Here is an 11,365-nt window from a genome sequence, read left to right as displayed (position 1 = left end):
ACTACTCGCGGTCGTCGGCGGTGGAGCGGCGGCGCATCCCGAGGAAGACGCCGACGCCGACGACGACCACCACGGCCGCGACGATGCCGACGATCACCCCGGTGGACGAGCCGCCGTCGGAGTTCTCGGCCTGCGCAGCGGGCACGGCGGACCACCAGCTCCAGTAGCCGTCCTGGCCCCACAGGTTCCCGGCGGCCTCGGGCATGGTCGTGATGGACCTGATCTGGTCCGTGCGGTACGCCTCCAGGGCGTTCGGGTAGGCCATGACGTTCATGTACCCCGTGTCGTACAGCCGGGACTGCATCCGCTTCACCAGATCCGCCCGCTTGGCGGCGTCGTACTCCACCGCCTGCTGCGCGTAGAGCCCGTCGAACTGCTTGTCGCAGATGAAGTTGTCGGTGGCTCCGGAGTCCTTCGGGGTCGCCGGGAGCGTGCCACAGGTGTGGATGGAGAGGACGTAGTCCGGGTCGGGGTTGACCGACCAGCCGTCGAAGGCGAGGTCGTAGTCGCCCTTGACCCAGGGGTCCGAGACGCTGTCCAGGCACTCGACCTTCAGGCCGATGCCGAGCTTGCCCCACCACTCCTGGAGGTACTTGCCGACCGCCTTGTCGTTCGGGTCGGTGGCGTGACAGAGGATCCGGAACTCCAGCGGCCTGCCGTCCTTGCCGAGCCGCTTGCCGGCGGCGTTCTTCCGGTATCCGGCGGTGTCGAGGACCTTCTCCGCCTGCGCCGGGTCGTACGCCCGCTTCTGCGCGGTCTCCGGCTTCCAGAAGTACGAGCCGAAGCGCGGCGGGATGTACCCCTCGCCCTCGACGGCGTGGCCCTGGAAGACCTTGTCGACGAGGGTGGTGCGGTCGACGGCGAGGAAGAGCGCCTTGCGGACCTCGGGGTCGAGCAGCGCCTTGTTGCCGTTGCCGAAGGCCTTGCCGTCCTGGGCCTTCGCGCCCGGGTTGGTGGCGAGGGCGTAGAAGCGGCGGCCGGGGGCGTCGTTGACCTTGATGTCCTTCTGGGTCCTCAGGGCCGCCGCCTGGGCGGGCGTCAGGTTCGGTACGAAGGACACCTCGCCCTTCTGCAGGGCCGCGACGGCCGCGTCGCCGTCCTTGTAGTACTTGAAGACCAGCTCGTCGAACCGGGGTGCGCCCCGCCAGAACTTCTTGTTCGGCTTGAGCTTGATGTACTGGTCGACCTTGAAGTCGGTGATGACGAAGGGGCCGTTCCCGACGATCGGGAACTGCTTGTCGTTGTTGAACTTCGAGAAGTCGGTGACCTTCTCCCAGACGTGCTTCGGCACGATCGGCACGTCGAGGGCCGTCATCGTCGCCTGCGGCTTCTTCAGCCGGATCACCAGGGTCTGCGGGTCGGGCGCGGTGACCTGCGCGAAGTTCGCCGTGAAGCTGCCGTTGGCGGTGGCGGCGTTCGGGTCGGTCATCATCTTGTTGAAGGTCCAGGCCGCGTCCTCGGCGGTGGCCTGCTGCCCGTCGGACCAGGTCGAGTCCTTGCGGATCGTGTACGTCCACGTCAGCTTGTCCGCCGAGGACGTCCACGCGGTCGCCAGACCCGGGATCGTGTGCGCGTCCTTCGGGTCGTAGTTCGTGAGGTACTCGTACGCCAGTCGGTGGATGCTGGTCGAGGTGAGCTTCTGGGCGAGGAACGGGCTCAGCGAGTCGATGCTCTGCGAGACGGCGACCGTGAGGGTGGTGCCGCCGGACTTCCCGTCCTCCGCCTGAACGGTGCCGGGGGCGACGACGAGGGAGCCGGCGGCGAGGCCGCCGGCGAGCAGCAGTCGGAGGGCTCTGCGGGCGGGGGCGGGGCGGGGTGGAACCTTCGTGACCATGACCATGGGACGTGACCTCGCGTGGGAGTTTCTGTCGTGGATCTTGGGCTGACGATGGGTGAAGCGAAGGTGTATCAGCGGTGGTCTGCCGTCGTCAACGATCCCTCAAACCCCTTGTGGTCTGCGGGAACGCCAAGAGGCTCCGTATCGGTGAGCCGATACGGAGCCTCATTGGTCTAATCCTGTGACGCCCTACTGCTGAGGGGCTGGCGGCGCCTGCGGAGGCAGCGCCCCACCCGGCTGGGGCTCGCCCTCGTCCTGCGACGGAGGCTGCTGCTGCCAGTTCTGCGGGACGCCCGGCTGACCGGGGTACGGCTGACCGGGCTGGGGTGCGTACGGCTGACCGGGGCCGAACTGACCCGGCATCGGCCCGGGCATCGGCTGCCCCGGCTGCGGGTACCCGGGCTGCGGGTAGGGCTGGCCGGCCTGCGGCTGCGGCGGGTACGGCTGACCGGGCTGCGGCGGCTGGGGAGCGTACGGCTGACCGGGGGCGGGCTGCCCCGGCGCGTACTGCCCGGGCATCGGCTGTCCGGGCATCTGACCGGGCATCGGCTGACCGGGAACCTGACCGGGCATCGGCTGTCCGGGCACCTGGCCGGGCGCGAACTGCCCCGGCACTGGCTGCCCCGGCATGGGCTGTCCGGGCACCGGCTGGCCGGGCATGGGCTGGCCGGGCATCGGCGGGGCCATGTGCGGCGGCATCGCGCCCTGGCCGTCACCCGTCCACAGCCCCTGCGCCTGCTGCGCCCGTACGAAGTCCTCGGCCACCATCGCCGAGAGGTGGAAGTACGCCTCCCGGGTCTTCGGCCGCATCATGTCGAGGTCCACCTCGGCGCCGGCCGCCAGGTGCTCGTCGAAGGGCACGACCACGACACCGCGGCAGCGGGTCTGGAAGTGCTGCACGATGTCCTCGACCTTGATCATCTTGCCGGTCTCGCGGACCCCGGAGATGACCGTGATCGAGCGCTGCACCAGGTCCGCGTATCCGTGCGCGGAGAGCCAGTCCAGCGTGGTCGAGGCGCTGGAGGCGCCGTCCACGGAGGGCGTGGAGATGATGATCAGCTGGTCGGCGAGGTCGAGGACCCCGCGCATGGCGCTGTACAGCAGACCCGTACCCGAGTCGGTCAGGATGATCGGGTACTGCTTGCCGAGGACGTCGATCGCGCGCCGGTAGTCCTCGTCGTTGAAGGTCGTCGAGACGGCCGGGTCCACGTCGTTGGCGAGGATCTCCAGACCGGACGGCGCCTGCGAGGTGAACCGGCGGATGTCCATGTACGAGTTGAGGTACGGGATCGCCTGCACCAGGTCGCGGATGGTCGCCCCGGTCTCGCGGCGCACCCGGCGGCCGAGCGTGCCGGCGTCCGGGTTGGCGTCGATCGCCAGGATCTTGTCCTGCCGCTCGGTGGCGAGGGTCGCGCCGAGCGCGGTCGTCGTCGTGGTCTTGCCGACGCCGCCCTTGAGCGAGATGACCGCGATCCGGTAGCAGGAGAGCACCGGCGTCCGGATCAGGTCCAGCTTCCGCTGCCGCTCCGCCTCCTCCTTCTTGCCGCCGATCTTGAAGCGGTTGGCGGCGCCGGGGTTGCGGCTGGACTTCGGCTTCTGCTTGTTGTTGCGGAGCAGCCGGTCGGAGGAGAGCTCGACGGCCGCGTTGTACCCGAGCGGGGCGCCCGGAACGGACCGCTCCCGCTGGTCGTGCGTCACCGGCGAGGGCCAGGCGGCACCGGTCCGCGGGTCCACCGGCGGCTGACCGTCGTACGGCGGCTGCGGGGCCTGCGGGGGTACGGCTCCGGGGTGCGGGTAGCCGTAGCCGCCTGCGGCCTGCGCCTGCGGCGGCACGCCGCCGGGCACGCCGGGCTGCTGCGGGTAGCCGTAACTGGCCTGCTGCGGAGGCGTCCCGGGGTGCGGGAAGCCGTAACCGCCCTGCGGGGCAGGGGCAGGGGCAGGGGCAGGGGCAGGGGCCTGGGGCTCCTGCGGATAGCCGTAGGAACCGGGTGCCGGGGGCTGGGCCTGCGGCGGCACGGGCCCGGGCGCGCCGGGCGCGGGCACCTCGGGGGCGGGCCAGGCGGCGGTGGGCGGCAGCGGCGCGGCGGGCGGCACCGGCTGGGCGCCCGGGGCGGGCTGCGCGGGCCACTGCTGCGCGGGCTCGGGGGCGGCCGGCTGGAACGACGGCGGCAGCGGAGGCAGCCCGGCACCGGGCTGCGGCGCGGAGTACGGGGCGCCGGGGAAGGGCCCGGGAGCGCCGGCGGGCTGCTGCCCGGCGGTGTCGTACGGACCGGGAGCGGGAGCAGGAGCAGGCGCGGGAGCCGTGCCGGGGCCGAAGCCCTGCGGCGCGTCGGGGGCGGGCTGCGCGGCGGGGAGGGGACCGGCGCCGGGAACGGCCGCGTCGGCGACGACAGCGGCCCCGGTCTCCGGCTCGGCGTCGGCCTCGACGACCGGCTCCGCGACCGGCTCCGTCTCCGCGGCGGGCGCGGCCGGCTCGTCCTCCGGACCCGCGGCGTCGTCGGAGACCGCGTCGGCCTCGGCCCCGTCCGGCTGCTCGGCGTCCGACGCGGCCGTGGCGGCGTCGTCCAAGGCGTCCTTCACGGCGTCGTCGTCCGAGCTCTCCGCGGCGGTGCCGGTCTCCGCCGCCCCCGTGGCGGCGTGCTCGGCGGGGGTCGCGGGGGAGTCCTCGGCGGTGTCCGCCTCTTCGGCGCCGGACTCGGGGGAGCCGTCCGTGCTCTCCGCCGTGCGCTCGGCGATCTCGCGCCGGAGCGCGGCCGGGGAGAAGCGCATGGTGGCACCGCTCTCGACGTCCCCGCCCCCGAACGAGGCCGCGGGCGGCAGCGAGCCCCCGGGCACGGGCGCAGCGGGCGCAGACGCATCCGGCACCGGCGCGCCCGGCACAGCGGCACCCGGCACCGAACCACCTGTCACGGGAGCACCGACCGGCGGAACACCCACCGGCGGAACCGGAGGCACCGCCGCAGGCGCAGGGACAACCGGAGCGGCCGGCGGTCCGGCCGGCTCGACCGACTGACCAGGCACAGCCGCAGGAGCCACCGGCGCAACGGGCGCCGGGGGCGGAGGCGTCACCGGCGCGGCCGGCGGTGCGATGTTCCAGCCGGGCTCGAACCCGCTGCCCGCCGGGAGGCCCGGCACGGCGACCGGTGCTCCGCTCGGCGGCGGGGGAGTGACACCGCCCGCTCCCGTACCGCCCGACGCGTTCTGCGTGTACCAGGCGGGCGGGGTGTAGTCGATGGTGAACTCACCCGTCATCTCGGCGGGATCCGCGTCGGACTGATCGTCGGCGGGCGGATTCCAACCCCCGTGGATCTCGTCGCGATCGCCGTTCACTTTGCCTCCTGGTGTGGTCGAGCACCCTTGTGCCGTTGTGGGCGGGGCCCTTCCACCCTAAACGCCGCGGGCCGCCCCGGGGCAGGGCCGACGTCCCCTCCGCGCCGGCCTCCGCGACCCGGTCCGGGCCCCAAGTGACCCGGCCGCGCCGCAGAGTGAGAACCCCCACCGTTCAAAACGATGCAAAAACGGACGTACGTAAGCGAGTCCGCGCCCGGTCAGTCCATCCGGCGCGCGCCGCCCAACAATCCGGTCTCGGCGTCCGTCGCCTGAGTCATCACGAACTGGCGGTCGTTCGGCGTGCACCAGAGGGTGACCCCGTCGGCGAGCGTGGACAGCGCCTCGTGCTCGTGCTGCGGCAGGCTCATGATGCGGCCGATCTGGGCGGCCTCGTCGGGGGACACCCGCTGGACGCCGACCAGGGAGGACTTCTCCAGGAGCCGGGGCGCGACCGGGCTCAGATAGGGCAGCAGCGTCACCACCGACTGCCAGGGCGCCGACACGACACGGCCGCGTGGCGGCCGCATGCCGCAGTCGCGCACCACGACCACCGGACTGCCCGCGGACGCGCCCTGCGGCGGTACACGGCCCACGTCGTGCAGCGTGATGCACGGCTGCCCGCCGCCCGCGGCCTGTGCGAGCGCCGTCCACGCCTGTGCGCGGCCGGTCTCGACCGCCACCCGGGCGCCCGTCGCGGCCGCCCGCAGCGCGAGGACCTGCGCGGTCCACAGACCGCCGATGAGCGTGACGTCGTACGGGACGGGCCGGTTGATGCCGAGCACCGCCGGACGGCCCTCGGCGTCCACGCCGATCACCATGCCGTCGTCGCCGACGGGCAGGGCCAGCGCCTCCAGCTGTTCCAGGGGTACGGAGTGCCGGTCGCGGCGCGGCCCGACGAGCCCGAAACCGAACCGGGGCCGCGCGGCCCGTCCCGTACGCCGGGCCGAGGGCGAGCCGGGGACCGGTGACGTACCGAAGGAGGTGGTGGACATCAGCGCGCACCTCCCAGCGGCAGCGTCGCCAGGACGCCCGGCACCTGTTCACGGTCGAGACGCACCAGGCCCGTCCTCACTCCGCGCGCCGCACGCTCCAGTTCGTGCCGCGCGGCCACCAGTTCCTCGTCGCTGCGCCCGGTGATCCGCACGTGTCCGGTCACCGTCACCTCCTGCCGGTCCCCGCCGCTCAGCGTCAGGCTGAACGTCGTCGCGAGCGCGGGCAGCGAGGTCAGCAGGGCCACCAGCTGCGGCATCGACGCGCCCGCGCCGCCGCCCCGGCCGCCCAACTGGGGCCAGCGCCCCACCCAGTACGTCGTGTGCCGCCGGTCGTCCACCCGCCAGGTCCGCGCGGTCTCCTGGGTCCGGCGCCCCTGCGCCTGCCCCCGGCCCGCCTGCGCGATCGCCATCGGGCTGGCGCAGCTCGACGTGGCGAGCGCCGAGGTCAGCTCCTGCTCCGTCAGGACGCTCGCCCGGAACCCGGCGCCGGCGAGCCGGCTCGCCAGCTGGTCCGCCGCGCGCACCACGCACTTCTGGGCGCCCGTCATGCCGCCGCCGCGCGCGGCGACCGCCTCGGGGCAGAGTTCGGGGTCGAGCTTGAGCGCGATCCAGGTGATCCGCACCGCGGGCGAACCCGTCTGCGCCTGCAGCGGCCCGTAGTTGCGGGCGGCCATCGACTGCGCGGGCAGGTGCGGCGCGGGCGCCGGCTGGGTGTGCTGCACGATCTGCGCCGACTCCAGGCGGATGCCGTCCACGCTCAGCACGTCCCGGACGATCCCCACGGGCAGCGGCTTCGCCGCGCGGTCCGGGCGCAGCGCCGTGCCGTCCGACTCGACCCGCAGGACGGCGGTCAGGAAGGTGCCGTCGCCGACCATCCCGACCGGTCGCCGGTCGCGGTCGCTGTACGCGTAGGTCCGCAGTGCCGGGTCGCACTCCACGAGCGGCGCGAACCCCGGCTCGGTGCCCTCCGGCACGGTGAGCGAGGAGGCGCGGCGCGAACGGGCGCGCAGCGCGAGGAAGGTGCCGAGCCATTCGGGCAGCGAGCGCCGGTGCCGGCGCACCACGGCGAGCAGCACGAGCACGACGGCGACCACGCCGGCGGGCACGAGCAGCATCTTGTCGACGGCCCAGGCGAGGAGCAGCAGAGCCGCCGCCACCTCGATCAGTACGAGCTGTTGCAATCGGAACGAACCGAAGTGTCCGGGGCGTGCCTGGAGCCGCGGTGAGACCGCCGGCGCGGGGCCCGTGGACGGGGGTGTGGAGGCAGCGGCCGCATCGGGCCGCCTCCGCCTCGCGGAAGCCATGATGGAGAATCCCCCTCAATTCATCCCGATGACCCTGGCCCGCCAGGGCTTTGGCGGCCGGATCACCCTACCCGCCCCACGAACCCCACGGGACAGCAGGCATAGTAGGGGGCCGGTCCGAAGGCCGGGGCCCGGGTGTCGCCACCCGGGGGCCCCGCGCGAAGATCGCGCCTGACGAGAATGGGGACTCATGGCATCGCGGCGGGACGAGCTCAACGCGTACACCTTTGCGAAGAAGCGCACGGTGGCGGCATTCCTCCAACCCTCGCCCTCCGGCACGGAGGAGGGTGCTCCGAAGCCGCTGAAGGCGGTCGTCCCCGGCCTGATCGTCGCCGCGCTCGTCGTCGCCGGATTCGGCGCCTGGGGCATGTTCAAACCGAACGCCCCCAAGGGCTGGGACACCCCCGGCACCCGGGTCATCGTCGGCAAGCAGTCGACCACCCGGTACGTGGTCCTGGCGACCGGCAAGGGCAAGGACAGGAAGACCCTGCTCCACCCCGTCCTCAACCTCGCCTCCGCCCGGCTCCTGCTCGACCCCGACCAGTTCCAGGTCATCCAGGTCGACGACAAGACGCTCGACGAGGGCAAGCCGCCGCGCGGCCCCATCCTCGGCATCCCGTACGCCCCCGACCGGCTGCCCGCCGCGGAGGACGCGGGCACGAAGAAGCGCTGGGCCGTCTGCGAGCAGCCCGGCGGCGGCAAGGGCGCCAGCGTCCAGAAGGCGACGTTCCTCTTCGCCCAGCGCGACGTGAAGCGGACCGAGGACGGCCACGAGCTGAAGAACGGCCAGGTCCTGTACGTCAAGGGACAGAAGGGGAACGCCCAGTTCCTCGTCGACCACACCGGCACCAAGTACCCGGTGAAGGCCGAGAGCCGCGGGCTCCTCACCGCCCTCGTCGGTCTCGGCACGCCGCAGGCCGTCACCGACGACTGGCTCGCCACCCTGAAGACCGGCGACGAGATCGACTTCCCGAAGATCGAGGGCACGGTCGGGTCCGCCGCGAACGTCCCCGGCAGCACCCTCACCGAAACCGAGAACCGGGTCGGCATGGTCCTCCTCGCCCAGACCGGCTCAGGACCGCAGTCCTACGTCGTGCTTCCCGGCAAGGTCCAGCCCGTCACCCCCTTCACCGCCTGGCTGCTCATCAACTCCCCTGATACCGGCAGCCTCGACATGGACGGCGAGCCCACCACCGTCGACGCCTCCTCCTTCGTCCCGGACCCCACCTTCTTCCACGCCGGCGCCCGCTGGCCGACGCTGAGGTCCAAGCAGGTCAACGCGGGCACCGGGGCGGGCGCCCGCGACACCGTCTGCAGCGTCCTCAAGGACGTCGGCGAGAAGGGCGACACCACGCTCGGCACCTGGGCCGGCCCCGCGTACCCCGCCGACGTCACGGCCGGCGGCAGCAGCACGTACGTCACCCCCGGCACCGGCCTCCTCTACACGCAGTTCCAGGGCCGCCAGAAGACGCCCGACGGCTCCCTCTTCCTCGTCACCGACACCGGCCTGCGGTACGCGGTCCAGGCCAACGGCGACAGTGACTCCGCCCGCTCCGAGATCGGCGCCGGCGAGCAGAAGCAGACCGGCGGAAGGCCGGAACCCAGCGACGCCCAGAAGCGTCTCGGGTACGAGAAGGTCGTGCCGGCGCTCGTCCCGATCGAATGGTCGGAGTTCCTGTCGAAGGGCCCGCGGCTCGACACCAACAGCGCGCGTCAGCCGCAGGGTTCCTAGGGGGTGGCACCGGTGACGACGACGTACCGCACGGCCGCCCTGCTCGCCGCGGGCACCCTCACGGCCCTCCTCGCAGCCCCTGCCGCGGCGGCCGCGCCCCCGCGCCACGACGGGCCGGCCCTCGACGGCAGCGGCGAGTGCACCTTCCCCATGAAGAAGCAGATCGAGGGCATCCCCTGGCCGCTCCAGCGGGTCCTCCTCGACGAGCTCTGGCAGGACACCAAGGGCAAGGGCGTCCGGGTCGCCGTCATCGACACCGGCGTCGACGACGTCAACCTGCAGCTGCGCGAAGCCGTCGACGCCAAGGCGGGCAAGGACTACCTCAAGCCCGACCCGAAGAACCCCTCCTTCGGCGACGAGAAGCGAGGCAAGACCGACGGCACCGTCGACGAGGTAGGCCACGGAACCAAGGTCGCCGGCATCATCGCCGCCCGCCCCCGCAAGGGCACCGGCTTCGTCGGCCTCGCGCCCGAGGCCACGATCATCCCGATCCGGCAGAACGACGAGAAGAACAGCGGCAAGTCCGACACCATGGCGCTGGCGATCACCTACGCCGTCGACAAGGCGGGCGCCGACGTCATCAACATCTCGCAGGACACCACCCAGCCGCTGAGCCTCGACTCGCCCATGGCCAAGGCCGTGGCCCACGCGATCGAGAAGGGCGTCGTCGTCGTCGCCTCCGCCGGCAACGACGGCATGGACGGCGCCCGCAAGAAGACCTACCCGGCCGCCTTCCCCGGCGTCCTCGCCGTCGCCTCCTCGGATCGCAACAACGAACGCGCCGCGTTCTCCCAGTCCGGCCCCATGGTGGGTGTCGCCGCGCCCGGCGTCGACGTCGTCTCCACCGTCCCGGGCGGCGGCCAGTGCGTCGACAACGGCACCAGCTTCTCCGCCCCGTACGTCGCCGGCGTCGCAGCCCTGCTCCGCGCCAAGTACCCGGAGTGGAGCGTGGCCCAGATCGTCACCCGGATCGAGCAGACGGCGGTTCGCTCAGTCAACGGCCGTGACGACCACGTCGGTTGGGGCGTGATCGACCCGGTGCGGGCCCTCGCCGACCAGCCCGGGACGCCGGCCTCCACGCCCGTGCCCGACCCGGGCCCGCCCAAGCCGCCGGCTCCCGAGCCGGCCGCTCTGGCGCTGTCGGAGACGCCCCAGGAGCGCTCCGAACGGCTCGCCACCTATGCGTTGGGGATCGGGGGTGTCCTGGTGGCCGTCGTCGTCGGGACCGCCACCGTGATCCGCGACAGCCGCCGCGGAAGGGAGGCCCGATGACCCGCGTACCGGTCAAGTATCGGGACGTCCCTTTGCAGTTGGAACTGTCGCCGTCAATGGCTACAGTGACCGCTGGGGGCACGGCAGTGCGAACCCAGCACGGGGGCGGCATCAGAAGATTCCCGTCCGCATCACGACCGGAAGGCCCGACGGCCCGTCCGTCGATGCCACCGAAGGAAGAAGGGGCAAGATGTCGAAAGACCTGAACGTAACCAGTGCCGAACAAGTCAAGCTCGCCGGCCGGATCCAGGACTACTCCGACGAGCTCCAGGCCCGCATCACCTCCCTCAACAGCGTGGTGGACCGTGTCCAGGCCGGCTGGCAGGGCGCTGCGAGCAAGGAGTACGACCGGGTCCAGAACGACCTGAACCAGCGTCTGCGCAACATGCGCGCCGAGCTCTCCCGGCTCGAGGAGATCATGCGCATGAGCGCCGACGGGTTCTCGCAGGAGGAGGAGGACCGTCTGCGGTCCTTCCGTCAGATGGACAACAGCTCCGGTGCCGGCGCCTCCGGCGGCCAGAGCGCCATCCTCGGCATCTGAGCCGTCCGACCCGACCAGTCCTCCGCGCCACTCTCACCCGAGGAGTCAACACCATGACCACTGCGGTCAATTACGACACCGTGACGCAGGCGGCGGCCGACACCCGCCTCACCTCCAGCACCCTCACGCAGAAGCTCGACGACCTCATGGCCGAGGTCAACCGCGTCGCCTCCAACTGGGAAGGTGAAGCGAAGATCGCCTACCGCGAGAGCCAGGACCGCCTGACCCGCGACATGGCCGGCATGAACCAGGACCTGGCGCAGATCGCCCGGCTGCTCGACGAGTCGGTCGTCGGCTACCAGGACACCGACAAGGGCAACGCGGCGCGCTTCCGCATGATGTGAGCAAGCCCGGACA

General features: G+C 72.4%; 8 protein-coding genes. 4 read left to right on the top strand and 4 right to left on the bottom strand.

What is annotated here, in order from left to right; genetic code table 11:
• Position 1 precedes the first annotated feature (1 nt).
• The 4 genes from ACFYX3_RS17575 to eccE form a co-directional block, all read right to left on the bottom strand.
• Positions 2-1,834 carry an ABC transporter substrate-binding protein gene (locus tag ACFYX3_RS17575; protein WP_389014561.1) on the bottom strand — a complete coding sequence of 611 codons (1,833 nt, stop codon included), beginning with the start codon at positions 1,832-1,834 and terminating at the stop codon, positions 2-4.
• 192 nt (positions 1,835-2,026) lie between these two features.
• Positions 2,027-5,167, bottom strand: a complete 3,141-nt coding sequence (locus tag ACFYX3_RS17570) for an SCO5717 family growth-regulating ATPase (RefSeq protein ID WP_389013989.1) — start codon at positions 5,165-5,167, stop codon at positions 2,027-2,029.
• Between the two features lie 218 nt (positions 5,168-5,385).
• A complete protein-coding gene (locus tag ACFYX3_RS17565; RefSeq protein ID WP_389013986.1) occupies positions 5,386-6,159 on the bottom strand; it encodes a hypothetical protein in 774 nt (257 codons plus the stop codon).
• Positions 6,159-7,463 carry a type VII secretion protein EccE gene (gene eccE, locus ACFYX3_RS17560; protein ID WP_116158544.1) on the bottom strand — a complete coding sequence of 435 codons (1,305 nt, stop codon included), beginning with the start codon at positions 7,461-7,463 and terminating at the stop codon, positions 6,159-6,161. The genes ACFYX3_RS17565 and eccE overlap by 1 nt, the downstream gene beginning before the upstream one ends.
• Before the next feature lie 190 nt (positions 7,464-7,653).
• Here eccE and eccB point away from each other — a divergent pair, with 190 nt between their 5' ends.
• From eccB to ACFYX3_RS17540, 4 genes are all read left to right on the top strand, one after another.
• Complete coding sequence (eccB, locus tag ACFYX3_RS17555) at positions 7,654-9,195, top strand: type VII secretion protein EccB (RefSeq protein ID WP_389013983.1); 1,542 nt, start codon at positions 7,654-7,656, stop codon at positions 9,193-9,195.
• 12 nt (positions 9,196-9,207) lie between these two features.
• Positions 9,208-10,467, top strand: a complete 1,260-nt coding sequence (gene mycP / locus ACFYX3_RS17550; protein WP_389013980.1) for a type VII secretion-associated serine protease mycosin — start codon at positions 9,208-9,210, stop codon at positions 10,465-10,467.
• Positions 10,468-10,657: 190 nt separating this feature from the next.
• Positions 10,658-11,008 (top strand): WXG100 family type VII secretion target, encoded by a 351-nt coding sequence (locus tag ACFYX3_RS17545; RefSeq protein WP_389013977.1) that lies wholly within the window; start codon positions 10,658-10,660, stop codon positions 11,006-11,008.
• A gap of 53 nt (positions 11,009-11,061) precedes the next feature.
• Positions 11,062-11,352 carry a WXG100 family type VII secretion target gene (locus tag ACFYX3_RS17540; RefSeq protein ID WP_376594327.1) on the top strand — a complete coding sequence of 97 codons (291 nt, stop codon included), beginning with the start codon at positions 11,062-11,064 and terminating at the stop codon, positions 11,350-11,352.
• Positions 11,353-11,365: the final 13 nt, after the last annotated feature.

This window comes from Streptomyces sp. NPDC002463 (assembly GCF_042889835.1).
GTDB classification, from domain to species: domain Bacteria; phylum Actinomycetota; class Actinomycetes; order Streptomycetales; family Streptomycetaceae; genus Streptomyces; species Streptomyces nymphaeiformis.
Note: the sequence above shows the minus strand (reverse complement) of the source record. Positions and strands in the feature narration are given on the sequence as shown.